The organism is Schlesneria paludicola DSM 18645, assembly GCF_000255655.1.
In the GTDB taxonomy this organism is placed as follows: domain Bacteria; phylum Planctomycetota; class Planctomycetia; order Planctomycetales; family Planctomycetaceae; genus Schlesneria; species Schlesneria paludicola.
Genome location: NZ_JH636435.1, coordinates 927,547 through 953,293 on the forward strand (window position 1 = coordinate 927,547; position 25,747 = coordinate 953,293).

The window sequence follows — 25,747 nt, forward strand, 5'->3', positions numbered from 1 at the left end:
CTTCCCTTAACGAATTGGCCGCCGCGATGATTCATCCTGTGGCCTAGCAGTCTGTTGGAGTAACGGGGATTGGCTCCGGCCAGCTAAGAAAACGCCCTGACATCGTCAACGCCAAGGTGCCTGTCCCCCTTACTTCAACAGGCTACTACTCGGCCTCGAATCCTGCCTCGTAAAGTTGAAGCAAGCTTGCTGCATCAACCGGCCGCGGATTGAATGTCCCCGTCCACTGCTGAGCCGCTTCTTCGGCCATCCGTGGTAACAGACTACGATCCACCCCACACGCCGTCAAATTCGTCGGCAGGCGCGCCATCCGCGTTAACTCTCGCACGAGACCTGCAATTCGATCACCTGCCTGAGGATCATCGACGTCACAAAGCCCCAAGTCAGCAGCAAGTCGGCCATATAGTGGACCAACCACCTGCGAATTGTATCGGATGACGTGTGGCAACATGACGCCGATGGCCAAACCGTGCGTCACCTCAAAATGAGCGGTCAGTGGATTGGCCAACGCGTGTGTCGCACCCAACATGGAGTTTTCGATGGCAGCCCCGGCCAGATGCGAACCCAGCAACATGTTCCCCCGTGCCGCCAGAATCGTGGCCGCCGAGTTGACAGGTGGCGAAGCTCCATTCGAAGCAGCGACCGAGACGACAACGGGAAAGGACTGGGCCAGCAGCCGCCATGCGCGGCGGGCAAACAGTTGAGAAATCGCGTTTCGTTTCGTCGTGACAAAACTTTCGAGTGCATGACTGAGAGCATCAATCCCCGTCGCAGCCGTGACACCAGCCGGCATGCTCAACGTTAATTCAGGATCGAGAATCGCAACTTTGCACGCGGCCTTTTTATCACCGCAAGCCATTTTCATGTGCGTCTTGGCATCGGCAATCAAGGCAAACGATTGAGCGTCGCTTCCCGTACCGGCCGTGGTGGGAATCGCAATCAGAGGCAGCATCGGTTTGGTCGCTTTGCCGACACCCCAATAGTCGCGCATTTGCCCACCATTGGTCAGCAGAAAATTGATCCCCTTCGCGCAGTCCATGGTACTGCCGCCACCCACAGCGACAATCAGGTCGACATTCTGGGATTTGGCAATCGCCAGCCCCTGGTCAACATCGTCAGTTGTTGGATTCGGTTGAACGTCGTGAAAGACGCTGACCGCGATCCCCGCAGACGTCAACGCGTCGATCCCCTTGGCGGCGTGACCTGCTTGTTCAATCCCCCGATCGGTGACGAACAGCACACGACTTCCGCCCAGCTCTCTGGCGATCTGGCCCAGTCTCGCGATTGTTCCCGATCCGAAAACCACGCGCGTTCGCGGGTCAAAATCGAAGGTCGGCAGAACATCGAGTTCCACGGATGATTCAACGTCAGGCATTGAGGCAGGACTTTCGGCGGCGGGAAGAGAAGTCTCTCACAAGCAGCATCGATAAGCGTATCCGCTGACGCGTGTTCGCTCAATGTTCAATGAGATGAAGTTCAGCAAACAGAACTGGACAGACAACCACCCACCCTCGACACACATCAATCATGACAGGGATGTCATCAGGGTCGTCAATTCAAATTCCAGCCCGAGAAGCTCACCTAATTGTGGCCAATGTTCACACGGACATCGCGCGCTGCGCGTAACCTGATCCACAGTCGCTGATCTGCGGAATCGTACCACCAGGCGTTTTCTTCGGATTCCCACTCAGCCCCGTTATCGCAGTGCTTCAAGCGTTCCTGATCGGCCGTCACATCCCCAGGTTCTTCAAGTTGCCAGATTCTGAGGATCGTGTCTCGTGCGGGTCCCGCCTCGAGTCGAACGACAGTGGCCTGGTCCGCGCGACTGACCTGAACAATACTTCGATCTCGAAAGGCGCTGGGCGGGAACTGCGCCGTATCCCAAACGATGGCCCTTGACGCTTCCGAACCGGGATAGATGTCCAACGTTCGCCACCCACGCGACGAGCGACTGCCATGCTTGACCGCATCATTCACGACATCGAGCGGAATGATCGACCCCACTTTGACGAACAACGGACTGCGGTCTTCGGGAACGTCAATCGTGGTCATCTGGCCACCCTCAAATTGTGCACGATTGTTCCAATAGTCGAGCCATTCCCCTTTCGGAAAAACGATCTCGCGTCGCGATTCTGGCCCCGTCATCACGGCTGCCAGCAATGCGTCGCCAAGCAGGTACTGATGTTTGCCTGGCCCGGCATGCATCAGTTTTCCCTCGCGGAAACTGGCCTGCAGTTGTTGCGAGTAGAAGAAGGGGACAAGCTCTTGATGCAGCCACATGTATCGCCGAAAGATTTCGAAGAATTCGGGATCGAATTTCCAGGGCCGATGTTCATTGTGGCCGCCAATCAGGAAGAACGGAGTCAACGCATTCCACTGCGCCCATCTCAAATACAACAGCCGCGGCATTGTTCCCGGATTCTTTGGGTCGCCTTGGTAGCCACCCGTGTCCGAACTGACAGATGGATAATTCAAGGTTAGTGCGCGGAACGCGCTGCGGACCGCTTCATCCAACCCTTTGTCACTCCAGGAATGTCGCTGATCACCAACCCATGTCAAAGGCGCCGCATCAAACGGCGCGTGTGCTTGGTCATTTCGCGTGTTCGCAATGTCGACCGACCGAACCATGGTGACAAAGTCACTTCGGCAGGCGCGGCTGTAGTGCAGTGTGTCACGATAGTAAAGATCCAGGTAGTCTCGCAGCGTCAATGTCCCACGCAGCGTCTGGCGTTTTGAAAGCACGAATGTTTCGGCCGACCCGTCCATTTTCCAGCCGTCAACACCCAGCGATAGCGTGCGATCCATGATCCGATGCCACCATTCGACCGCGTCTGGATTTGTATAGTCGATGAGTGAGCCGCTGCCCTTCCACCATTTCGTCGGCACACCATCATTGACGAAATAACCTTTCGACTTTCCAAGCGCATAAAGATCTTCGTCGTCTCCGGGGGCATCGGCCAGACTTTCACGCGTGTTGATAAAATTTGTCATCCAAAGCACGAGCCGCACATTGCGCTGATGCAGGGTGTCAATCATCTGTTTCGGGTTGGGATACCGCTGTTCGTCAAAACGAAAGTTGTTGTAGCGAGTTGACCAGGGGCTATCGATCAGAATGGCGCCCAAGGGCAGATCATGATCGCGGCAACCGTCCACCAAATCCCAAACCGCCTCCGCGTTGTTGACGTCGTCTTCCCACATCCAGGGCCGCATGGACCAGGGCGGCGCCACGGCTGGGCTACTGGTATCGAAACTGTTTTCGAAAAGCCCAGGCGAGGGACTGGCATCTTGAGCCATCCCACCCGAGGAATCGAGAGACACGAACGTCATCGTGACGAATGTGATCCATGCGGCACTCGTCGTTCGTGCTCTCATACAACCGACCTTTGCGGAGAGGGAAATGCGTCACACTGCACACCGGCGATTGTCGGCCCGAAGCCAGTTCACTTTGCCAGATCAACACACACGATTTCACGATCATTGCGGACGAACATTTTTCGATTCGCGAATGCCGGTGCACACCAGACGACGTCGCGGCCAAATGCCGTGTTTGTCGGTTCGAGGACATGCATCCGTGACAATTCGGTGAACGCCTTGGGCGACAGTTGTCCGAGAATCAGATCGCCCGTTTCGGCGAACATCCAAAAGCGATCGGTCTCGCCCGCACGCACCAGAAAGACGGTTCCACTTCCGACCTTTCGATCACCCAGCGGCTTCGGTGTTGACCACAGGGCCTGTCCGCTGGGTAATTCGAAACAGCGCAAATCACCGGCCTGATCGAATCCATAAATCAGCCCATCCATCAGGAACGGCTGAACATTGATGGACGAAAGACCGCGTTTGGCCTGATCGCGCCACAGTGTCTTGGCTTCCGGCTTATCAGTCGCCATTTCAATCAGAATGTTGCGATTGTTAAAGCCACCGGCGAACAAATAATTCTTCGAGCGAATGGGCGTCATGATGATGGAGCCATTGTCCGCTTGATACGCCTGCGACCAAAGGGGCTTTCCCGTTTCCGGATCGACCGAGTAAATGGCATCAGGGCTACAAAGAATCAACTGTCGCACAGCGGCCTGTTCAATCAGCAGCGGCGGCGAATAACCCTGTTCAGTCGCGGTTCCGGTCCGCCAGATTTCCTCGCCGGTGTCTTTGTTCAGCGCGACACAGTGCGATCCCTCGCCGCCTGCAATCACGATCAGCTTTTTCCCATCGATCAGCGGCTGACTGGCGTATCCCCACAGAGCCGACTTCGTCTTGTAGACGTCTTTCAGGTTCTTCTTCCAAACATAATCGCCGGATTGCGTTTTCAAACAAGCCAGGAATCCTTCCGCCCCCTGCACGTAGACTTGATCGCCATGCACCAGCGGCGTCGAGCGAGGCCCGGCGGGATAGGAAATTCCATAAGTTTCCGGCCACTTCTGCGACCACAGTTCTTTGCCGGTCGTTTCGTCGAGACACAGAATACGCTCGGTTCCTGTCGCCTGCTTGCGATCGAAGTTATCCGTCTTCACGTTCTCGTTCGTCATAAAGTCTGTGACATAGACTTTTCCATTCGCGACGGCGGGCCCCGAGTAGCCCCCTGCAACGGGAATTCGCCACAAGTATTTCGGGGACGCCGGTAGCGTTTCGAGCAACCCGGTTTCGCGCCAGACATTGTCCCGATGGGGTCCCATCCATTGCGGCCAGTCGTCGGCGCTCGCCGTGGAAGCCCAGGCAACTGATAGAACCAATAGCATGCGAACGTTCATTGAAAGTACCTCATCGAAATGAGTGTTCGAAGTTCTGCGGAACGTGACAGAGGCAGACTGCCACACACGAAACAATCCTGATCGCATCAACGTCGCTCGTCACACCGTCGACAACTGCCGAAGCGCCGTCAACAGACGTTCAACTTCCCCGACAGTGTTGTAATGCATCAGACCGACGCGTACGACGCCGTCAGGTTCAAACCCGAACGTCTCGGAAATCTGCAACGCATAGAAGTTGCCATTTCCAACGAACAAGCCGAGTTTCCCCAGCCCCCCCGCGATCTCGGCTGGCGACAATCGTTTGTGAACGAAGCTGACGGTCGGCGTCCGTTCGTTCAAACGGGCCATGTCGGTCAACCCAAGGATCTTGATCTCCGGAATCGTGAGAAGACCCGCAATCAGTGCGGCAGAAAGCGTTTGTTCGTATTGAGCGATCGCTTCATACGCCGCGCACCAGGCCCGCTTCCGGTTGGGCGACGTCGGAACGACGTGCCGACCAAGATCGGCGAGATATTCCAGCGCGGCTGCGGTTCCGGCAATTCCTTCAAAATTCTGAGTGCCCGTCATCCAGCGGCCAGGCAGCGACTCGGTCACAGGTCGAAGTTTGTAGGGTGTCATCGAAGTCAATAACTCAGAGCGCCCCCAAAGCACACCGACGTGAGGTCCAAAAAACTTATAAGCCGAGCACGCGAGAAAATCGCAGCCCCATTCAGACACCTGCGGTAAGGCGTGCGGCGCATAGTGCACCGCATCGAGAAAGACCAGAGCCCCAACCGCGTGGGCCGCCTGGCAGATCTCTCGCACCGGATTGATTGTCCCAACGAGATTTGACGCACAGCCCACCGCGACCAGGCGGGTTCGCGGCGAAAGCTTTGAAGAAAGGTCACGCAGATCAAGCGTGCAATTGGACCGATCAAAGTCGACGTAGTGGACAGTGACACCTGCATCGCGCGCGGCCAGCACCCATGGAGTGACGTTGCCATCATGGTCGAGCCGCGTGACGATGATCTCGTCGCCTTCACGCCATGTGCGGCTGATGGCACGACTGAGTGCGAACGTCAGTGTTGTCATGTTCGCGCCGAACACAATGGATTCGGGGCAATCGCTACCCACGAACTCGGCGACCATCGCGTGGGCGGCCTCCAACAGGGCGTCACTCTCGTGAGCCGTTGCGTAGAGGCCTCCGCGATTGGCGTTCGTGTTCGACAGATAGAAGCCAATCGCATCGATGACTCGCTGCGGAACCTGGCTTCCTCCAGGCCCGTCAAAGAACGCAACAGGTTGATTCGCAACCTGGCGTTTCAACGCGGGAAACTGCGCGCGACACCAGTCAACCGGGAATTCCGAGGCCGTGGGCATCCGTGTCATCCAAGGAAGAAGATTGGTCGTGAATCCATTGTGACGGACGATAATATGCGGAACGTCTTTTTGCCATGTTGCAACGCGGCAAGTCGGGTGGCGATTGAATCCCGCGTCATCGGCAGCCATCTGCAACGAACGTTTTCGTCGCCTTGCGGCAATGCTGTCAGGGACTTCTTGTTTGGCTTTTGAGTGCCACCGGCCAATCTCAACTGTAGAGTTCGGCGATCGGTTGTCCGGTTGCCAATGGCCAGGGACGCCCGGTGGCATCCAGATAGTGTCCGGTGGGATCAACGCCCAACGAAGAGAACATCGTGGCCGCGACGTCGCCCGGAGTGAGGGGCGTTGATTCCGGATAGGCGGCGATGCGATCTGACGCACCGACAACATGTCCACGCCGCACACCGGCCCCCGCCATCACAATCGAATAAACCGACGCCCAATGTTTTCGCCCCGGTGACGTGCCCGCAAAACTGGCTTCCCGAGCGATACGCGGCGCCCGACCAAACTCGCCCATACAAACGACCAGCGTCGAATCGAGCAGGCCTCGTTCTTCCAGATCCTCAAGCAAGGCGGAGAAGCTGATATCGAATCGCGGCAGTAGATGCTCTTTCATCGCATAGAAGATGTCGTTGTGGGTATCCCAGCCATACTCGTCGGTACTCGCCGGAGCCTTATCCTGGCCGCGTGCACTGTGGCTGAGAAACACCGTGATCAACGGCACGCCGGCTTCGACCAACCGTCGGGCCAGCAAACAGGCCTGCCCCGAACGCCAGCTTCCGTATCGCTCGCGAATTTGCTCGGATTCGCGCGTGAGATCAAAGGCGTGGCGGCATTGAGGCGATTCCAGCAACGTACGCGCTTGACGATACAGTTCGCTCATTTCCGACAGATGTCGATTGGATTCGAACTGCCGCTTCGCCTGATCCATCGTTTCCAATAGGGAAACGCGTGCCGATTGTCGAATGAGCGGAAGTTCGGGCTGCGGCTGCAGTCCCTCGATTCCCGCCATCGAGTGGAACACATCACCAATCATCAGTGGCTCATAGCGTCTCCCAAGGAAACCGCCATATTGCCCGGGTGAAGGTAACTCTGGAACCAGTAATGGACCATTCACATTGACGGCGGTATGCGGAAACCGACTTGTAGGGTGCACCCGCTGCAGAACGGCCCCCAAAGCCGGCGCATCGTCAGGTCGAGGCGGTGGATTTGACGACCGCCGTGCATGAAATTGACCGGTCAGGGATAGATAGGTCGCCGATCCATGATCGAGATCGTCATGTGACATGTTACGGATGACCGTATAGCGATCCGCCAGACGAGCGAGTTTGGGAAGGTGTTCACAAATCCGAAGACCGGACGTTGAGGTGGCGATTGAGTCAAATTCTCCCCGGATGGTATCAGGAGCATCTGGCTTCGGGTCCCACGTATCGAGCTGACTTTGTCCGCCACTGGCAAACAATACAATGACCGACTTCGCACAACCGAAACCAGGGGCACGCCTGACTGGCGATGCTGTCACATCCGCTGTCGCGACGGCCGATTGCAGCGAACTCGACAGTCCCATTCCGGCCAAACCGCCGATACGCAACCACTCACGGCGATTGATGCCGCCGTGACGTTCATGTTCACCTGCCAGGAAACGTAGTGACATCGTCTTCGCTCGTCTTCATCGGACAACAGGTACTCTTTCATCGCTCCGAGCTCGCCTCAAAAGTTTATCCGAACTCGCCGACGGACACGAAGCGGGAATCACGCGATTCGATACAGATCGCGCAAAACAGTTGCTGATGAACGAGTCCCATCGATTCTCAGGAGATGATACGAATCACCGGCTGGACACATTACGGCCCAAAACAATTTCATTCGCTAGTTCCTCTCCCAAACTTCGTGGTGAGACATCACCGTTCTGCGAGACAGACATCCACCACTGCGTCGCGGAGGGCACGGAAAGGATCTGAGCGCAAGAAAAAACAAGAAATCAGAGACGAAGGTCAAGATCGGTCGGCGGCCGATCGGTGTACAATTCGTTCCAATCGCAGAAGATGCAGACGCAACCGTTCATATCCCGAAAAGCGGGGGGCAGGCACATTTTCCCGGTTCAATTGGAATCCACAGTGGATCGACTCGGGGAATCCTTCCCTTTACTGCGGGAAAATAAGCCTGCCCCCAACCTGTGAACCGTTACGATTCGGACAAGCGTTTCTGATGGATTTGCGATTTCGAATTTATGCAACATAAAGGAGCATCAGTATGTCAGCTCAATCCTTTGAACAATTGCGGGCAAAAAAGTGTGTGCCTTGTGAAGGAGGCGTGCCCAAGTTGACCGACGCCGAAGCCACCGCACAGCTCGCCAAGCTTTCCAACTGGAAGCTGGCCCACGAAGGACAGCGAATTCGGAAGGAATGGGCGGTCAAGAATTTCATGACCGGAATGCGGTTCTTTAACAAGGTCGCCGAGATCGCTGAAGCGGAAGGCCATCACCCCGACCTGCACCTAGTCGGATACCGCAACGTCGCGATCGAAATCTGGACCCATGCGATCGGGGGACTATCGGAGAATGACTTCATTCTCGCGGCAAAGATTGACGAGCTGCCGATTGCGTGAGTACGGATGCAATGACACCAGATCGGATCGCAAGCATCGTGTCACGAAACTCCGTCGTCTCAACTGAGACGACGGAGTTTCTGTATCGGATCTTGGGATCTTGGTCGTACTGAACTGGAGCACTTATCTCGATTCATCGTCGGGAAGTGGAACGCCCTCCAACGGTGATTCTGTGCGTGCAGGCGTTGTGTCGCGTTCATACGTGCGTCGACGTGGACGAACCGTTTCGGTGCTCGCCGGTGCCCCGCGTCGCGCGGGAGCGGCAAACGGCTCAGGCGGTCCGAACAATTCGTCTCGCTGCGGATTTGCACCAGCACGCTCAGAATTCTTCAGCATGTTTCTGGCACGTTGGGCCGCCATGGTTTGAGGATGTTGCTCGATCACTTCTTCGAGTTTTCTTTCTGCTTCGCGCAATTTTTCGGTCGCTTGCAGTTCGAACAACTCGCCACGCAGCGCGTCCGTCTCATGTTGCAGTTCTTCGGGTGTCATGAGTGACAGCTTCGATTTGATCAATTCGAGATACACTTCCTTTGGATCGAGATCGTCGCTCTTCGGTCGGACGCGAGCCAATTCTTCGTCCTGCGCGATAGCCGTCCCTGTCGTGTGACTCATCACAATCGCGATGACCGGTGCCGAGAGCATTCCCAACCCAAACGCCAGCAGTGCAATACTCCGTCGATGCATCAGAACTCTCCTTCGCAGCCTAAGACCGAATGTCAGACACACCCAAAGAAGATATCTCGACAGGCCCCGGAAAAACCAGCGTCAAGCCGTCAATCTTGCCCAACTTTTTTCGGCGAAGCATGAACGGCACGCGACATGAACCAAGCCGAGAGAAGTCGGGCCGCTCCTTCGGCCGCATAGGCAATCCAGATCGGCGCGAAGGGGACGAGGAAGCGATCGTCGGCGGCAATCGGAATGTACCATGCGAAGAGTGGAACCAGCATGATGGTCCAAATCAGAACCAATTGCGTCGCGCAACGCCCAGAGAGGCTGGCTCCGAGCAGGGCCAACAGCAGCACGAGCGTTCCCGAAATGGCGCGACTTAAATTTGACGGTCCTGCCCCCAGCAGCCGCAGCAAGATGAACGACTCCCAGACCAGCCCGTTCGCTTCGCGTCCGACCAATTCGCCAATCGTATGCGAGCGAACGTAGTCCTGCGCGAGATCTCCGAGTCGTCGATTCTGCGAGAGCTCAACAGGGTCCTCGAAGGCGTCGACGAACAAAAGCCATGAATTCACATTGTGAAACGGGCTGTGGAAGGCTCGCACATTTCGGATCAGCAAGGGATGGGCACTCGCCAACCAGCCGCATCCGAACACGAGCGTCGCAATCAGGCCGAACAGCGCTCGTCGAGTTGTGTTGAATTCACGAAAACCGAGCCAGCACGCGGTCAGCGGCAGTAAGGGTAGGGCGGTTCCTTTTGTAAGCCAACCGAGTCCCAGGCTGAGTCCCGCACCGAGAGTTCGACCGAGAGTTCGTCGATGATCGCCATTGGCGGCACCGTCCGCTGGGGGACGTATATCGAGAATCCACCAGGAGATCGCGATCCAGACCATCAGCCATGCCTCGCAGCCGATCATCGTCGCGGACTTGAGCAGCGCGGGATTGACACTGCACCAAATGAGGAACAGAACACTCGCGAGCAGGCTACTGCGACAAGAAAGAATGGCTGCGGTGCCCGCGATGGCGATGATGACAGCGATCGTTGATAAGATTTTTCCCCACGTTTGCGTCGGCGAGAGGCTCAATAGTCCCAGATAGAAGGGGTGGCGATTCGCCTCGTGAAACTCACCTGAATAGAGGCGTCGCATGAGTGCAAAAAGACCTCCGTCGGCTTGGATCTGACTTGCGGTTGCGAGGTAGGCCCCTTGATCCGTTTCATCCGGGTTCGTGGGGACCTGCCAAGCGAATTGCAGGCCCCACAGTCCCAGGGCTATCCCGCAGACGGCGAGAGCCACCACCAGCATTCGAGGCGGTTCCCAATCAGCCCGAGCGATGGCGCGGTGTAGTGTTTGCATCACCGCAGTGATTCTCTTCGTCCATGCGCTTGGCCCGATGGCGAATGCCAAGAACGCCAGGCCGAGCAGGGCAGGAATGGTCGCCGTCAGACGAAGATGTGACCCCAACGACACGATCTTGAACGTCGCGGCGAGACAAACCAACGCCATCGCCCCGGCGATCAGACGAATACGCATTTCCTGTTTTCCGTGGGCCTTGTGAAACATGGAGAGAGGATTAGAGATGGACCTCGCGTGTTCAACGCGGCTTCAAAATAGCGGCCTGCCACGCGTGACAGCAATGCGAGGCCGCGATTTCGTGTGATATGGGTATCCGGTGCGACTCAACGTGGATCGCGATTTTTGAAGACGATGAAACGGCTGGAACCCAACCAATCAATTCCCGAAGCAGGTACACTCACTTCCCGATGCAGAATTTGCTGAAGATCCGGTCCAGGATATCGTCGGTATAGATGGTCCCGAGGATGACACCCAAATGCTCCAGAGCGTCTCGAAGATCGACCGCAATCAATTCGTCGCCTGACGCTTTGACCTGCGCCACAGACTGAGCTCGACCGAGCGCCACGGTGATCGCGTCGAGTGTTTCGCGACATCGGGCCGCGGTCACTCCCAGCCATTCACTGCGCCCCGCATGGTCTGAGCTCAAATGTCGTTGGATATCCGCTTTCAGTGGGATCAGGCCCAGGTCTGAAACGGCGCTGACGCCATTTTTCTCTTTGAGAAGGATCGCCTTCGCCGGCGCCAGATCGATTTTTGTCATCAGTCGCAAAGTGACTCGTGCTTGATCGCGTGACGCCTCAAACAGCGCATCATCCTGCTGGCGTTCGTCGTCCGACAATGTGGCAGCGGTGCACCAGATCAAGAGATCAGACTGCTTCAGTTGGGTGGCGCGGTGCGTCTGCGCGGCGGCGCCAATGCCATCAGCGGATTCTTCCCAACCAGCCGTATCGACCAGATCGAATGACAAATCATTCCATTCGACCGCGCGAACGAGAAAGTCTCGTGTCGTTCCTTGTTCCGGCGAAACGATCGCGAGATTGCGCCCGATCAGGCGATTGAACAACGTGCTTTTTCCGGCATTGGGCAGGCCCGCCAGCACGACGCGTGGCCGAACGCGTGACACCATCCGATCGCGAGTTTGGGCCACGAGACTTTCCACGAACCCGCGTGCATCGCTCAATCGAGCAACAACCTCGGCACGGCTGACGAACTCAATATCTTCTTCGATGAAGTCGAGTCCCGCTTCCAGGTCTGCGAGGAGTTCAAGCAAGTCACGGCGGAGCGTTGCAAGGCGTCCCGAAATTCCACCGGCCAGTTGCCCCAAAGCCGTCTGCAGTTCGACTTGATTGCGGGCATCAATCACGCCAAGAACGGCTTCCGCTTGCAGCAAGTCGAGCTTTCCCGCGAGAAACGCCCGCAGAGTGAATTCGCCCGGCCGCGCGGGCCTTGATCCATGTCGAAAAGCGGTTTGCAGCGTTTCTTCAAGAAGCGAGGGTGAACCCGGTAAGTGAAGCTCGATCAGCGGCTGTCCGGTGTAGCTGCGCCGCGTCGGCCAGTACAACGCATGCACAGGGCAGCGCAGTGGTTCTTCCAGTCCATTCAGCACCAAACGACCGGTGTGCGACTGCGCCGACTTGGCCCCATTCCAGGCGTGAACATCATCCGGTTCAAACCATTCGCTGAGGATCGAACGAACGTTGTGACCGGAAATGCGAATAATTCCGCGTGACGAGCCACCCGGCGGTGAGGCCAGTGCGGCAATGGGTTCGTCGACGTTCAGATCCATGATCGAGCTGCTGGCGTGGTGTGCGGACTGTGATTTCGTTCCTCAGTTTAGCAGACCACTGCCAGCTCGGACTACTGATGCCTTTCAATCCCGGGCGGCACTGCGATGACACGTCTTCCACGATGCGGCAATTGAATTCACATCATGCCGTGCGGATATCGAAGAAGCGAGACACATGTTCTTCAGGCGGCGGAGTCGTGATCAGTGTGGTTCCGATCCCGGCAATTGCGGACGCCAAAATGGCCCACACTACTGGATCAAGTCCGAACACATAATACGGACGAAAGATGCCTTGAATTCCGATCATGGGATCAGCACCCAGAAAGCTGATGATCGACCGGGCCAGTTCGTTCGTTTCCATCGATGCCATGGCCCAGTTCTGGATCCAGCCCGTGGCCGACAGACCGAAGTAACAGAAGAAGCCGACCAGCATTCCCGCCAGCATTCCTGCCGCCGTCGTTCGACGCCAGTAGCAAGCCATCAAGACGGGAACGGTAAACGCGGCACCACCACCCGAACCACTGATCACGACCAAGGCCTGAAGGTATGTCGGAGGATTCAAATTGGCAAGAATCGCGATCAACCCGACCCCGATCATCGACACATTCGTGGCACGCCGAACTTGCGCTTCCGTGGCGGTCGGGTGAAGAAAACGGACATAAATATCCTGAACCAGACCTGACGAAATCACCAAAATGAAGCAGCTGACAGAGGCCATGATCGCACCGAACGGAGCGGCAAGTATCAAGCCACTGATGAACGAACCGAATGGCAGCTTTTCAGTGACCGTCATTGCCAATCGAGGAATCACCTCATCAGGTGAACTCAAGCCGGGAAGAATCGTATGGGCGGCAATGCAGATCATGACCAGCGGAATGTAGATCAGGCAGTTGTAACAGCTCAGCAGGCAGATCGATTTTCGCATCACTTCGGTATTCGAGGCCGCCATCACGCGCACCATGCTCGCGGGTGACACGAAGCCACCGAACACCCAGATCACGAACATCGAAATCGCCAGACCCGGCGTCAAAAATTCGCGACCGTTCTTGCTGAAGCCGGGTCCCATCGCAATTTCCGGTGAGGTCACTTCGATCGCGGTCCGGGATGCTTGCTCGAGCCCACCCGCCATCGGTAGTGCCAGGAACAACAGAATCATCACGCCGATGACCATCATGATGCTCTGGAACAAGTCGGTCCAAACGGATGCCAGGAATCCACCGATCAACGTGTACCCGACAACCGTCAACGTGAAGACCACCAGGCCGACATAGTATTTCTTATCGATGGAACGCTTGGCTGGCGCTGCGGCTTTACCATCGGCCGACTTTTCGACCGACGGAACTTCATAGTCTTCGGACAGTGACAATACGCCAGACCCAGGCCAAGCATGTTTCATAATCGTCGCACCCGCTTTGAATTGCGCGAACATGGTGAACGACATGAACGTAATGATCATGATTGACGAGACAAGTCCGATGCGCGGATCAGCAAATCGCTCACGCAACAGATCAGGCACGGTAAACGAATCGGTCAGACGGCTGAGGTGCGCCAGGCGTTTTCCTACAACGGCAAATCCCATGAGCGGTACGACCATGTAGCTTCCAATCCACAGCAACACGATCCAGCCATGACTGTAGACGAGGGCCGGAAACCCCATGAAGGTTCCGCCGCTTTGGACCGTTGCCGTGAGGGCCAGCGCCCAGGCTCCCAACCCGCGATTTCCGAGAAAAAAGCCTTTCAAGAAGTCTTTCTTCTCCATCGCCTTTTGAGCGACCGTCCCCAGCCAGACCGATGCGGCGATGAATAGCAGAAGCGCGAGAAGTACGCTGTATCCGGGATTGTTCAGGTCTGTCGCAGCAAGCATGGATTCAGTATTTCACTCAAAAAAGCAGTGGCGGGACCAAAGTAGCGCTCTCACTCTGCGAGAGGCCAGCCGAATTAGGTGAGACGTTGCGGACAGACGAGATCGGCTAATTCGCAGAGCGCATGATTGCGACAAAGCCATTACGACTGTGGGGTGCCATCTGGAGCCATCGTGGAATCACCACTGTCCCCCAGGTCTTCATCTTTCATGAAGCAAAAAGCGAACAACGTTGCAACCACCGTACACGTTCCCCAGGGCACGACCAGTCCCCAGAACACCCAGTCGGGGAACCCCAGGACATACGTCAGTGAGTTCGGGTCGCGGTGATACCCGTAAAGACTGCAGTAGCCGACAGTGTAGGTCATCGCGCTGAACCAAATCGCAAAGGCGGCGATGGCTTCGCGTCGTGTGGATTTGAGCAGGGGATGTTCTTTGACTTCGGACATGATCAGACTCCAAGTCAGTGTGAGTTTCGGCTGACGATCAAGCACAAGATTGTGCGAGTGTCGGACTGTCGAGACGTTGTCGAAACTCGTGAAAAGGCAGGTGGGCTTATTCTTCAGAGGACAGGTGTTTGGAAGACATCAACTTCCAGAAGCAATACACAGTGCAGCCGATAATGATCGACCAGGCGCTTAACATGAAAATCCATGCCATGGGTGTCATGGGTTCATCAATCTCCCTTCTGCTTTGCGACGTTTCCACGCGATCGAGACCAACCAGCAGAAACCAACAAACGAGGCCACCAAGACGGCGCGGTCGATCGTTCTGAGAACTCTTAAGCTGTGATTGAACTGGATCTCGGCCGACGTTGCATCGGCCTTTAACGGCAGGTCGTAGTGCAAGAGTTTGCCAATCATGCTGCCACTGGACCAATCCCAGGCGGGAACCGTTTTTCCCGACGTGACGGCCGAGACGTAGCCATCCCAGCCGATCTTCGGTTCGAAAATCGACGCGAGCAAAATGACGATCAGAAGCGTCGGAGTGACAAATTTCATGACCCAAAAGAAAAAGCGCGGCACCTTCAAGTCGGCGCCACGCATCATCTCGGTCCAGCCCTTGTCGACTCCAAAGATCCAAGCAAAGAGCACCGCCTCACCGACTGCCATGACGACTAGACAGAACGTTCCACCCCAGTAGTCAAACTCATCGAAAAAACTCTTCTGGCTGAATAGGGCCACAGGCAGCGCCAGAGGCAGCAGCATCGCCGCGAGAGCGAGGGCACTTTTTTCACGCGTGAATTGAAATTCGGACTGCAAGAAGGCCATGACTGGCTGGCCCATCGCCAGTGAACTGGTAATCGCGGCAAAGAACAGCAATCCAAACCACAGGAACCCTGCGGCCGGTGCCAGACTGCCCCAATGATTGAACAGCGTCGGGAACACCATAAAACCAAGACCAAATCCCGATCCGCCCGAGACCGTTTGCTGGACAGCGGCCAGCCCCAGATAGGCGACTGCGATCGGGATGAGAATCGATCCCCCTAGCACGACTTCGCAAAGCTCGTTTGTCCAAGCGCCGGAGGCCCCATTCAGAGTCACGTCATCGTCTTTGCGCAGATAAGACGCGTAACAATGCATCGACCCCATACCGATGGAAAGCGTGAAGAAGATCTGCCCCGCGGCAGCCAGCCACACGGAGGGATTCAGAAGTGCGAAAGTCTTTTCCCCCTGAGCGTTCTCGAGTGTGAACTTGGGTTCCCAGACAAAGTTGAGTCCTTCAAAGGGACTGGCGACCGCACTTGGATCTGTTGAAGGCGAAATCATCAAACCGCGTACCGCCAGGATGGCGGCGAACAGGATGAGCAGGGGCATTCCAATTTTGGAAACAATCTCGATTCCTTTCGAAAGGCCTCGAGAAAGGATGCCTATATTGAGGGCAATACAGGCAAAAAAGACAATCATTCCAAAGCCGCTGATTGCAAAAACCGAGTCGTTGGCCTCTCCTGTCAGGCTTGCAAAGAATTCCGCAGGTGGCGTTTTCTTGAAGCCATTCATCAGCGAGAAACCGGCGTAGGCCATGCACCACGATTCGATGTAGAGATAGTACGAAGCAATGATCAAGTTCGACCAGAGGCCAAACACGCCAAAGTATTTCCAGAACCGGCGACGCCCCATCGAATCGAAGATTCCGGGAGTCGAATGGTGTCCGAATTGTCCGCCATAGCGGCCCATCGTCCATTCGATCCACATCAGAGGCAGGCCCAGTAGCAGGAAGACCACCATATACGGAATCAGGAATGCACCGCCACCGTTCTTCACGGCCTGTGCGGGAAACCGTAGGAAGTTTCCAAGCCCAACTGCGTTGCCTGCCATCGCCAGAACGAGACCGATGCGTGACGCCCACTGTTCGCGTTTCGGATCACCGGTCATTGGCACCTCATGGGTTCAAGAGTAATGACATGAATTGACAGTTGGAAACAGGAGCATCAGTCAGCCTTCAGCAAGCGGCGTGCCTGCCGAGGTCCATCAGGCATTCGAAGGGCCATCGGAAGGAGTCGACTTCTTCGCATGATGCGATCGATGTGCCCACCATTCCCAGACCATGGGAAGTATCGACAGACCAATGATGCCCAGCACGACCAGTTCAAAGTTCTTCTGGACGATTTCAAAGCCACCGAACCAGTAGCCCGCGAAAAGCAAAGAGACGACCCACAAGACGCCGCCCGCGATGTTGTAAACGATGAATTGCCGATAGTTCATCGCACCGACACCGGCGACGAATGGCGCAAGTGTTCTGACGATCGGAACGAACCGGGCGATCACAATTGTTTTGACGCCGTACTTTTCAAAGAACGAGTGGGTCTTATCAATGCTGGCCTTATTGACGAACGGAATTTTGCCATTCAGGGCCCGGGCACCAATCCAATACCCCAATGCGTAGTTGATGGTGTCTCCTAGAATCGCCGCGACGATCAGCATGGGGATCAGCCATTCCATATGCAACGAACGGTCCGCTGCGAACGCACCGGCAGCGAAGAGCAACGAATCGCCGGGAAGGAACGGTGTCACCACCAATCCTGTTTCACAAAAGATGACGGCGAACAGAATCCAGTGGGTCCAGACGCCGTAGTCTTTGACCAATTCCTTCAGCTTGTCGTCAAGATGAAGGATAAAGTCGATCCACCATTTGATGCCTTCGGGTTCGGCGGCGAGATCTGCGAACACAAAAATCGAATTCAATGAATCCATCAGCTCGTTCATGAAAACCATTTCAAATCGTTGAGTCGTAGCGAAGCGTCGAGTTGCAAAAGAACGAGCACCGTTCTGCGGTCGGGGCGGATCCCCGTGTGATCCATTTCAAGTCCGGAACCAGTCGATGTAGCCCTTTGACTGAAACGTGGCCAACATCGAGATCACGGCCATGAATGTGAAGAACACACCTCCGAATGCAAGTACGGCGATTCGCGATTTCGGGGGATGCAGTTCACGCGGCAGCAAGAGTTGATTGATGAAGATCACATGGACACAACTGAAGCCGAGGGCATAGTTGTAAATGATTGTGGACCAAACCAGCAGTTGCGTCGAGTCGACGAAGATCAGCATCATCAACCCGACCGTGGCATAGACGAGCAAGACCGAGAAATAGACTTTGCTGATATGTTTGGTTTCCAAATTCCGAAGGCTCGGTAACCCCGTCCAGAAGACATCGATCCAACGCCTGAGCACGCCATCCGCGGTCGAAGCCATGCTTGTGCCCAAGACCAGAACCCCGCAAAACAGCGTGGTGAACCAGAAGATGTAGTTCGGCCAGGGACGTTGTGACGCTTTCACGCCCAGCATGACATCTTTTTCATCCGCGGTTTCTGGCAGTCCCGTTTCGACTTTTCCCGTGACGGTTTCTGCGACACCGTTCGCCGTCATCGCTGCCGCCAGATATTTTTCGCTTTCTTTCAGCGGTTTGTCTTTGGGGAGAAACTGAACCGACAACATGCTGGGCAGCGCCAAGCCAATGAAACAGGCAGGCATCCAGATCCAGAACTGCTCGCGCGAGACATGCTTGACCCATCCCTTCCACCGCTTCAAGGACTCGGCACTGATGGGAAAGACCATTCCGACGTGCGACAGTTCAATGGCTTGACCACCGACAAAACTCGGAATGCCGCCGACATGTTTCCCCATCCCCCACCCCTGCTCACGCGTGTAGGTGCTAATGGGGGTATTCGTCAGGCCTCCGTTCCCCGAGATGGCGATCATGGCAGTCAGGAAACTGATCCAGGTCAGATCGATTTTCGGCCATCCGCGGCCCTGAGCCATACTGACAAAAATATTGTCGATATTGTTGTCGCGAATCGAATCTGCCTGATCGAGGACTCCGTCGCCGTTGAGATCTTTCAAAGCGACCACGGGAACGTTCCCCACTTTGAAAAAGCCGCTGAAGATCTCCGTCCAGGTGTCCGACCGTGAATAGAACAGGGCCAGAAAGACCAGAAAGCCACCAACGAAGAACAGCTTGAACGTCATGATCCGCTTGATCGAATCGTAGACTTTGCCGCCAAACATCAACGGCAGCATGACGATCAAAAAGGTGGCACATCCCAGGAACTGCTTCAGTTGGACGTGGGAGGGATTTAGGTCGTTGGGAAGTTCGCCAAGCCAGATCGCCGAGAGGGGCACAGCAGTACTGGAAGCGAGATAGGGTAGGAATGAACCGCAGTCGAGGACCAGATAGATGAACAGCCAGAATTTGGGACCGGGCAGGGTGCGAAACTTTCCGGTGAAAATGGGTTCGCCCGTGTACAGCGTATACCGGCTGATCTCGACGTTATAGATCACCTGAACAAAGATACTGATTGCAGCGAGCCAAAGTAGTCCGCCGCCATAGCGTGATGTGACGACAGGCCCTGTTAACCACTCGCCGCCGCCGATTGCGGCAGACGCCATGACCAGCCCCGGTCCAAGCATGGCGGTCAGATTCCACCATGAAAACGCCGGTGCTTCGGGAAGCTCGCCGCCGTCCCAGCGTGGCATTTCTTTGGAACCGGGGTGAGGCGGAAAGACGTCCGTGGCGATGCGAATGTCGTCAGAGGGTGCTTGCATGGGCGCTTTCAACCAACCAAGACGATGTGAATTAACGCGGGAATTCCGCACGAACTCAGAATGGTAATCTCTGATTCGATCAGATGCGAGCATGATGGCGGTCATTTATCCGCTGCCACACTCGAAATTTGCTACGATCGTTTGGGTTACATCATTCGCCCGACGTGGAGGGGTTTCGGGGCGGCGGGTCGACGGGTCGCAAGCGGCGAACCTGTTCCGATTGGCATCTTAAAGGCCCAATCGATTTGCCGCTGTGAGACACCAGAGGTATTATCGCTTCGAGCGTGTTTGGAGTGGCCTCGAACGCGTGAAGAAGTCCTTCTGTTCGAGTGCAGGCGACGTGAGAGGTCTGAAATAATGAGCGACGTTTCGTGTGCCGAAAGCCTGGCAAGTCTCGCGAAAAACGGTTCGATTGCGACCACACGCAATCGCGTCACAATCGACCTTGACCAATCACGAGCTGCGGGTGTTTTGATCGGGCGAAGTGTCACAGTGCGAACACTCATCTTGCTCGTCGCCATGAGCTGGATGTCGCTCTCGTGTATCGCCCGCGCGGATGAGGGCCTGGACGACTACAACGTCGCGGTCAGCCTGTTCAATCAGAGCCGGTGGAAACCGGCTACCGAACAGTTCCGACAATTCCTGGTCAATCACGCCAAGCACGAAAAGGCACCCCTGGCTCGCCTGTATCTTGGACTGACACTCGGCAAGCTCGAGGACTACAAGGCGGCTCGCGATGAACTTCGACGTTTCGCGGACGAAAATCGGCAGAACCCCAATCTGGGTCAGGCGCGGTATCGCATCGGCGAATGTAGCTATCTGATGGATGACTGGACCAACGCCCGGGTGGAACTTGAGGAGTTTGTCGAGACCTTCCCGGGCGACGCGATGTGTGAGTATGCCTTACCGTATTTGGGTGACACGATCCTGAGACAGAAGGATCCCGCTGCCGCGTTACCGGTCTTTGATCGCTCGATTGAGAAGTTCCCTCGGGGACGACTGATTGACGACGCCAAGTTTGGCCGCGCCCGATCTCTCGAGCTGTTGAAACGATTCGACGATGCCATCGGGCAGTATCTGGATCTTGCGAAAAAGAAGGATGGCGCACGCGCTGCCGATGCGCAGTTGCATTTGGGGGCGATCTACTTTGAGAGAAAACAATACCCCGAGGCAATTGCTTCGTATTCGGAGTTTGCAAACGACTTCCCTCAAAGCCCACAACTTCCACAGGCCCAGCTTAATCTGGGATATGCCTACTATCAGTCAGGCAAATTTGCCGAGGCTGCCCGCCAGTTCGAGCGAGTTTCCAAAGAGAAGTCACAAGTGACCACGGCGAGTTACTGGTTGGGCCGCAGCCTGAAGTCACTTGGAGACTACTCGAAGGCATCCGAAGTCCTCCAAACGGCGGCTGCGGGTGCGAAAGACCTGCCCCTCTTCGAAGCGATCACGTTTGAGCAGGCGCTCTGTGAACGCTATCAGCAGCATCCTGTCGAAGCGCGTCAGTACTTTGAGCAAGTTCTGGCCAAGTTCCCCACCGGAGACTTAGCCGATGACAGCCTGCACGCACTGATCGAGCTATCGATCGACGCCGGCGATCTGCCCGAGGCCGAAAAACTGCTAGCTCGTTTTGGACAGGAATTCCCCCAGAGCGGCCTTCGCCTGCAAGTCGAAATGTTGAGCGGTCGACTCGATCTGGTACGGGCGGGGGCGGCGAAGCGGGACAAGAAGCCGAATGGTGATGTCGTCGCATTCTATGAATCCGCGGCACAGCACTTCGACCATGTCTTGAATGAAAGCACGATTCCACGAACGCAACGACAGGCGCGGTACTATCTCGCGTTGACTCGTCAACTGCAGGAAAAGCCAGCTCAGGCCATTGAGCTGATTGCGCCGCTGGTTCAGCAAGTGGTGGCAGACGGAGCCAAAAGCGACTTCGTCGACGCCATCGTGCTGCAAGCCGATTGTCAGTATCAATTGAAAGACTATGAACCGGCGGTGGTCTCGACTCAGTCGTACCTTGACCTTGTCCCCAGTGGGCGACAACGGGCACGAGCCCTTTCACTGCAAGCCCTGGCCGCTGATGGCCTGAACAACACGACAATTGCTGTCGCGGCACTCGAACGATTGACCAAAGAGCACCCGAAACATGCACTGACAAGCCTCACGCTTCAAGAACTCGCCGAAGCGGCGGAAGCACGGCAGGAATGGTCTGCAGCAGCCAGATACTATGCAACGCTTGCCGACCTTGTCGCCGAGCCAGAAAAGAAAGCCTACGCACTACGCGGCGTGGCACTCGCTCAGTATTCGCAGCAGCAATTTGAAGACGCCGCCACGTCTTTCGGAAAGATCGTCGACGAATTCCCGAATCTCAGTTTGATTGCCGAGTGCGCGTACTATCGTGCAGAGTCCTGGCTGAAAGCCAAGCAGCCCGAAAAGGCGATGGGCTACTTCCAACAGATCTTTCAATCACTTCCAGAAGCTCAACCAGCTGCTCGCGGAGCAGAGCTTGAGCCGCCACTGGAGTACGCCTACAAGGCGGGTTGGTGGGTCGCCCGAATTCTAACGAAAGAGAATAAAATCGACGAGGCGGACGCTGCGTACGAAGCGTTACTGACGCGTTTTCCTGAAGCGAAAGAGCTCGACAAGCGTCTCTACGAGTGGGCGATCTTGAACCACGAGAATCAACGGTTTGAGCGGTCCGAAGTGATCTGGCGCCGCCTGATCAAAGACGCCCCCGAAAGCGTGTTTGCGAACAATGCAAAACTGCATCTGGCCGAGAGCGACTTCGATGCGAATCGATTTGAAGAGGCCGAGAAAGCGTTCAAAGAGCTCGCGACGAGCCCGCAGAGCACCGACGAAGTCAAAGAATGGTCGTTGTACCAGCTTGTGGTACTGGCCGTATTCCAGCAGCGCTGGGCCGATGTCAAAGCGATCGGTCAGCAGTTGCAGGAGCAATTCCCCAACAGCATTCATCGTTACTACGTCGCATACGGTCAGGCCGAGTCGTACTTGACGGCGGCCAAGCCCACGCCCGATGAACTGACTGCCGCAAGAGAGATTCTGAATAGCCTGCGAAAAGAAGCAGGAAATACCGAGGTCGCCCAGACCGAATGGTTTGATCGCGTGTGGGTCTTGCTCGCCGAGATTCATTTCCGCGAACAACACGAAGATGAAGTCCGCACCGTAGTTGAAGAACTGAAGTTGCGAGCACCGAAGTCACCATTCCTCTATCAGGCCGAAGAGGTCCTGGGGCGAAGCTACAAACAGCAGGCGAAATTTGAGGACGCCCGCGCGGCATTTGAGCGGGTGCTGGCGAATCCTGCGGCAAACCGAACAGAAACTGCGGCCAAAGCCCAGTTCATGATTGGCGAAACGTACTTCCTGCAAGAGAAATGGAGCTCCGCGTTCGTTGCGTATTACAAGGTCTATAGCCTGTATAAGTTTCCGGATTGGCAAGCGTTCGGACTATTAATGTCAGGCCGCTGTGATGAAAACCAGGGCGAATGGAAGCAGGCGATTGAGACGTACGAACGGTTGATGCAGGAGTTCCCAAACTTCCCTCAAATGGACGACGTCAAGATGCGATTGGAAATGGCTCGCAAGAAGGTGGGCGGATAGTCCTCTCCGAACTTCAAACCTGAATGACGTGGTGGTGAACTCGCGGCAAGTAGGCCAATGAGCCTGTGGACGATGCTCGTCTTCTCGCCAGAACGGGATGACGACGCCGCTTGTGCGATGCGTACAAGGGGGGGCGACGGAGCGGACGGCTGACCTGCGTGTCCCGCAGTTCGCCCGCAGTCAATTTCCATTCCGAGAAAGCCGAATCGCATTCGGTGTGTGAATCAAAAGCATGAGGCTGTTCTCGCGAACAGCCTCATCATGACATCATCTCGGTTCTCGCCTGAGAATCACGCTTTAGCGTGCCATCGACGATTGCAATTCGGGCTTGCCAGCCAGAGCCATCTCTTTCGTGCGCACGACGAGTGGACTGAACACCAAGACGCTGTAAAACGCGGTGCTCAAGAATGCCTGCCCAGCAAACGGGATCGCATTCAGGTAGCAGGTGTAAAGTCCAGCCAGCGAGTGTGGAAGGTCGGATTGAATGCAGAAGTAAACGAAGTTGGTCACGACGAAAAACAGGACCTCGGCCAGAACACCACGTGTGAATGCGTCGACACCGCGTGCGGGCCAACTGCGGCGATTGAGGCCGGCTCCCATCATGGCTGCCAGCAAGTAACAGACATAGGCGGACCAGCGATCGCCTTGGAACGCCCAGGAGAAATTCCCTGTCATCGCCCAGATACTCAGGTCGCTGACGAACAATCCGATCAGCGGCAGGCCAACGGCCCAGCGACGGTCTGCCAGGTATGCCCCCGAATACAGACAGATCGCCATCATGGGCATGAAGTGCCAAGGATAGTAGATCACCGTGGGGTTAAGCGTCACGTTGTATGTGGTCAGAAAGTACGGCAACAGACGTAAGACGACTGTGAAGGCCAACATGCCAATCACAAATTTCACTTTCGATGGCATTTCAGTTCCCTTTGAATCGATGGTAGCACCGACCATGTTCACGAGTTTTTTCAATGTTTTCTTCGTTTGACAAATGAAGCCAGGACTTTAGGCGAATTCGCGTTCGCTTCGCAAGCGAAATCCGTACCTAAAACCGCTCGGGCAGTGGCCCTTCGCGAACGAGCGGCGTTTTATGCACCGGGCAGTTTCGCGTCCCATTGCCCGTCTGCAGTTGTTCCATCGAACCAACAGGTTTCCACGCTTGACACTTCTCGCAATACATCCCGGGAACAAGGGTTGGTTCGCCGGTACCTGGGTGCGCTTCGGGCGAGTTTCGGGCCCGAAGCAAAAAGGATTCACCCGATTTCGTATCAACGTACACAATTTCTTGAAGCTGGTCTTCGCGAACCGGTTGCGCCCCACTGAAGAGCAACGGAGTGGCAATTCGCATGACGGCAATGAGAATGGCCAGCACCAGAATGGAGCGGACATAAACCATGTTAACTGTTCCATCGACGGTTGATCGCAAAGGCGATTGGATTGACATGAAACCACGATGCACTACTGAAGATCGTACAGTTCGTCCTGTTTCAGCGGATCATTCAAGTTCCCGTCACTCACAAACCCCAGTCGTTTGGCATCCATCTTGGTGGCTTGCGGCTGCGCCATGTAATTCGATCCGGGCACCTGAATCCCAAAGTGTCGGCTGCGTGATTCCACATGGCCGTCCATGAAAGCAACATTGGCCGTGTCGGTGTGACGAAAATGAGTCGTGGCAAAGTTTTGACTTGGCGGTTCGAGAAGCCAGTTTTCTTGAAATGTCAGCGAGAAATCCACTTGGGCCGAATCACCAAACACAACCGTCTGAGTCATTTGCATCACGTCGCGCAGTTGCTTGAAATCGGCCTTCACGCTGAACGCGGGATAGTTCGAGAAGTCGTACTTGATTCCATAACCCAAGTACCGCCCGTTGAAGCCGTATCCGCAGGCCATCTGGCCAAACCGGACGAGATCAACCTGGGGGGGGCCAAAATTGGGACACTGATAGGCGGAGTAGTTCGTTTCCATATACGGAGCCAATTGCCCCTTGCTGAAATCAAGTTGTTTGGCCGTGACCGGTTCATCATAGTTCACATTTCCGAACCAGAAGCGAACCTGTCCAACCGATGGGTATGCAGAGGCATTGGCAATGAATTTGCCATCATCAATCCGATAGCAGGGCAGGCTTCCCGCGTAGGTTTCGGCGTAGTTGTGCAGTGCCAGAGCCAGTTGCTTCAGGTTATTTTTGCACTGGGTTCGGCGCGCCGCCTCGCGCGCCTGTTGGACAGCGGGCAGCAGTAGCGCAATGAGAACCGCGATAATGGCAATCACGACCAGAAGTTCAATCAGGGTAAATCCCTGTCGGCGTGGTCGGACCTGAGGACGCAAAAGAGCTGGCATGACAATTCTCCGTTGTGGCATCGAACGGTATCACGATTCGACAACGAACAAACGGTCGTCCGACATACCCAATGATGTCTTCATCACACGCATTCCGTGCAGTGAAAACTCAGGGTACGTCAATGCCTGCCCAGGCAGAGCAAGAGACAACGGTTCGTTCAGCGCGAAGTCGTTGATACACGAATCTGACAACTGGGCAGGTCTTCTGGCTCCCGGATCACACTACTAACCGCGCCTTCCCAAGCATTGCTGCTCAGTGGCCTATGCGGCGTTTGTCCCCGGATACAGCGGCGGGACCGCGACGGATTCACACCGTCTTCCCTATTCTTCCGTAGAACACTCGTCTACGGACACCCGTGTCGATCGCACATGGT

The 25,747-nt window shown here is 55.7% G+C and carries 18 protein-coding genes and 1 riboswitch; of the genes, 2 read left to right on the forward strand and 16 right to left on the reverse strand.

Translation table 11 applies throughout. The annotated features are described in order from the left end of the window. Positions 1 to 145 precede the first annotated feature (145 nt). From OSO_RS0121305 to OSO_RS0121330, 5 genes are all read right to left on the reverse strand, one after another. Positions 146 to 1,375 carry an iron-containing alcohol dehydrogenase gene (locus tag OSO_RS0121305; protein ID WP_010585161.1) on the reverse strand — a complete coding sequence of 410 codons (1,230 nt, stop codon included), beginning with the start codon at positions 1,373 to 1,375 and terminating at the stop codon, positions 146 to 148. A gap of 206 nt (positions 1,376 to 1,581) precedes the next feature. Next, positions 1,582 to 3,372, reverse strand: a complete 1,791-nt coding sequence (locus tag OSO_RS0121315; protein ID WP_029247290.1) for a TIM-barrel domain-containing protein — start codon at positions 3,370 to 3,372, stop codon at positions 1,582 to 1,584. Positions 3,373 to 3,440: 68 nt separating this feature from the next. Beyond that, positions 3,441 to 4,733 (reverse strand): PQQ-binding-like beta-propeller repeat protein, encoded by a 1,293-nt coding sequence (locus tag OSO_RS0121320; protein ID WP_237729321.1) that lies wholly within the window; start codon positions 4,731 to 4,733, stop codon positions 3,441 to 3,443. 111 nt (positions 4,734 to 4,844) lie between these two features. Next, a complete protein-coding gene (locus OSO_RS0121325) occupies positions 4,845 to 6,233 on the reverse strand; it encodes a cysteine desulfurase-like protein (protein WP_010585164.1) in 1,389 nt (462 codons plus the stop codon). Positions 6,234 to 6,312: 79 nt separating this feature from the next. Next, positions 6,313 to 7,758 (reverse strand): DUF1501 domain-containing protein, encoded by a 1,446-nt coding sequence (locus tag OSO_RS0121330; protein WP_010585165.1) that lies wholly within the window; start codon positions 7,756 to 7,758, stop codon positions 6,313 to 6,315. 599 nt (positions 7,759 to 8,357) lie between these two features. Here OSO_RS0121330 and OSO_RS0121345 point away from each other — a divergent pair. Then, positions 8,358 to 8,711: a 4a-hydroxytetrahydrobiopterin dehydratase gene (locus tag OSO_RS0121345; protein WP_010585166.1), complete on the forward strand. Its 354-nt coding sequence runs from the start codon at positions 8,358 to 8,360 to the stop codon at positions 8,709 to 8,711. Positions 8,712 to 8,834: 123 nt separating this feature from the next. Here the strand turns inward: OSO_RS0121345 and OSO_RS0121355 are convergent, their stop codons facing one another. From OSO_RS0121355 to OSO_RS0121395, 8 genes are all read right to left on the reverse strand, one after another. Next, positions 8,835 to 9,395 (reverse strand): hypothetical protein, encoded by a 561-nt coding sequence (locus tag OSO_RS0121355; RefSeq protein ID WP_010585167.1) that lies wholly within the window; start codon positions 9,393 to 9,395, stop codon positions 8,835 to 8,837. An 89-nt stretch (positions 9,396 to 9,484) separates the two neighbouring features. Further along, the gene (locus tag OSO_RS0121360) at positions 9,485 to 10,909 is read right to left on the reverse strand and encodes a hypothetical protein (RefSeq protein ID WP_010585168.1); all 1,425 of its coding nucleotides are present in this window, start codon (positions 10,907 to 10,909) and stop codon (positions 9,485 to 9,487) included. Between the two features lie 220 nt (positions 10,910 to 11,129). Beyond that, on the reverse strand, positions 11,130 to 12,518 hold the full coding sequence (locus tag OSO_RS0121365; protein WP_010585169.1) for a tRNA modification GTPase: 1,389 nt from the start codon (positions 12,516 to 12,518) through the stop codon (positions 11,130 to 11,132). A gap of 142 nt (positions 12,519 to 12,660) precedes the next feature. Continuing rightward, positions 12,661 to 14,382 (reverse strand): sodium:solute symporter family transporter, encoded by a 1,722-nt coding sequence (locus OSO_RS0121370; protein WP_010585170.1) that lies wholly within the window; start codon positions 14,380 to 14,382, stop codon positions 12,661 to 12,663. 140 nt (positions 14,383 to 14,522) lie between these two features. Then, positions 14,523 to 14,828 (reverse strand): DUF997 family protein, encoded by a 306-nt coding sequence (locus tag OSO_RS0121375; RefSeq protein WP_010585171.1) that lies wholly within the window; start codon positions 14,826 to 14,828, stop codon positions 14,523 to 14,525. Positions 14,829 to 15,044: 216 nt separating this feature from the next. After that, positions 15,045 to 16,754, reverse strand: coding sequence for a sodium-dependent transporter (locus OSO_RS0121385; protein WP_010585172.1), 1,710 nt, complete (start codon positions 16,752 to 16,754; stop codon positions 15,045 to 15,047). A gap of 96 nt (positions 16,755 to 16,850) precedes the next feature. Then, positions 16,851 to 17,573, reverse strand: a complete 723-nt coding sequence (locus OSO_RS0121390; protein ID WP_050986242.1) for a DedA family protein — start codon at positions 17,571 to 17,573, stop codon at positions 16,851 to 16,853. 108 nt (positions 17,574 to 17,681) lie between these two features. Further along, complete coding sequence (locus OSO_RS0121395) at positions 17,682 to 19,421, reverse strand: Nramp family divalent metal transporter (RefSeq protein WP_157605375.1); 1,740 nt, start codon at positions 19,419 to 19,421, stop codon at positions 17,682 to 17,684. Between the two features lie 357 nt (positions 19,422 to 19,778). Between OSO_RS0121395 and OSO_RS0121405 the strand changes: the two genes are divergently transcribed. After that, the gene (locus tag OSO_RS0121405) at positions 19,779 to 23,039 is read left to right on the forward strand and encodes a tetratricopeptide repeat protein (RefSeq protein ID WP_010585175.1); all 3,261 of its coding nucleotides are present in this window, start codon (positions 19,779 to 19,781) and stop codon (positions 23,037 to 23,039) included. Between the two features lie 297 nt (positions 23,040 to 23,336). On the opposite strand, the gene OSO_RS0121410 is transcribed toward OSO_RS0121405, so the two are convergent. The 3 genes from OSO_RS0121410 to OSO_RS0121420 all read right to left on the reverse strand — a co-directional run bounded on the left by OSO_RS0121410 (position 23,337) and on the right by OSO_RS0121420 (position 25,373). Then, the gene (locus tag OSO_RS0121410; RefSeq protein ID WP_157605376.1) at positions 23,337 to 23,954 is read right to left on the reverse strand and encodes a DUF6580 family putative transport protein; all 618 of its coding nucleotides are present in this window, start codon (positions 23,952 to 23,954) and stop codon (positions 23,337 to 23,339) included. Between the two features lie 127 nt (positions 23,955 to 24,081). Further along, a complete protein-coding gene (locus OSO_RS0121415; RefSeq protein ID WP_010585177.1) occupies positions 24,082 to 24,432 on the reverse strand; it encodes a hypothetical protein in 351 nt (116 codons plus the stop codon). A gap of 62 nt (positions 24,433 to 24,494) precedes the next feature. Continuing rightward, positions 24,495 to 25,373: a DUF1559 family PulG-like putative transporter gene (locus OSO_RS0121420; RefSeq protein WP_010585178.1), complete on the reverse strand. Its 879-nt coding sequence runs from the start codon at positions 25,371 to 25,373 to the stop codon at positions 24,495 to 24,497. Positions 25,374 to 25,551: 178 nt separating this feature from the next. Continuing rightward, a riboswitch (cobalamin riboswitch) is annotated at positions 25,552 to 25,747 on the reverse strand.

Bases quoted from the DNA above. Each gene is read 5' to 3' on its own strand.
- OSO_RS0121395 (WP_157605375.1), bottom strand. From the start codon at position 19,421: ATGCAAGCACCCTCTGACGACATTCGCATCGCCACGGACGTCTTTCCG.
- OSO_RS0121390 (WP_050986242.1), bottom strand. From the start codon at position 17,573: ATGGATTCATTGAATTCGATTTTTGTGTTCGCAGATCTCGCCGCCGAA.
- OSO_RS0121375 (WP_010585171.1), bottom strand. From the start codon at position 14,828: ATGTCCGAAGTCAAAGAACATCCCCTGCTCAAATCCACACGACGCGAA.
- OSO_RS0121355 (WP_010585167.1), bottom strand. From the start codon at position 9,395: ATGCATCGACGGAGTATTGCACTGCTGGCGTTTGGGTTGGGAATGCTC.
- OSO_RS0121370 (WP_010585170.1), bottom strand. From the start codon at position 14,382: ATGCTTGCTGCGACAGACCTGAACAATCCCGGATACAGCGTACTTCTC.
- OSO_RS0121365 (WP_010585169.1), bottom strand. From the start codon at position 12,518: ATGGATCTGAACGTCGACGAACCCATTGCCGCACTGGCCTCACCGCCG.
- OSO_RS0121360 (WP_010585168.1), bottom strand. From the start codon at position 10,909: ATGCGTATTCGTCTGATCGCCGGGGCGATGGCGTTGGTTTGTCTCGCC.
- OSO_RS0121410 (WP_157605376.1), bottom strand. From the start codon at position 23,954: ATGCCATCGAAAGTGAAATTTGTGATTGGCATGTTGGCCTTCACAGTC.
- OSO_RS0121320 (WP_237729321.1), bottom strand. From the start codon at position 4,733: ATGCTATTGGTTCTATCAGTTGCCTGGGCTTCCACGGCGAGCGCCGAC.
- OSO_RS0121345 (WP_010585166.1), top strand. From the start codon at position 8,358: ATGTCAGCTCAATCCTTTGAACAATTGCGGGCAAAAAAGTGTGTGCCT.
- OSO_RS0121405 (WP_010585175.1), top strand. From the start codon at position 19,779: ATGAGCGACGTTTCGTGTGCCGAAAGCCTGGCAAGTCTCGCGAAAAAC.
- OSO_RS0121385 (WP_010585172.1), bottom strand. From the start codon at position 16,754: ATGACCGGTGATCCGAAACGCGAACAGTGGGCGTCACGCATCGGTCTC.
- OSO_RS0121325 (WP_010585164.1), bottom strand. From the start codon at position 6,233: ATGGCTGCCGATGACGCGGGATTCAATCGCCACCCGACTTGCCGCGTT.
- OSO_RS0121420 (WP_010585178.1), bottom strand. From the start codon at position 25,373: ATGCCAGCTCTTTTGCGTCCTCAGGTCCGACCACGCCGACAGGGATTT.
- OSO_RS0121330 (WP_010585165.1), bottom strand. From the start codon at position 7,758: ATGTCACTACGTTTCCTGGCAGGTGAACATGAACGTCACGGCGGCATC.
- OSO_RS0121415 (WP_010585177.1), bottom strand. From the start codon at position 24,432: ATGGTTTATGTCCGCTCCATTCTGGTGCTGGCCATTCTCATTGCCGTC.
- OSO_RS0121315 (WP_029247290.1), bottom strand. From the start codon at position 3,372: ATGAGAGCACGAACGACGAGTGCCGCATGGATCACATTCGTCACGATG.
- OSO_RS0121305 (WP_010585161.1), bottom strand. From the start codon at position 1,375: ATGCCTGACGTTGAATCATCCGTGGAACTCGATGTTCTGCCGACCTTC.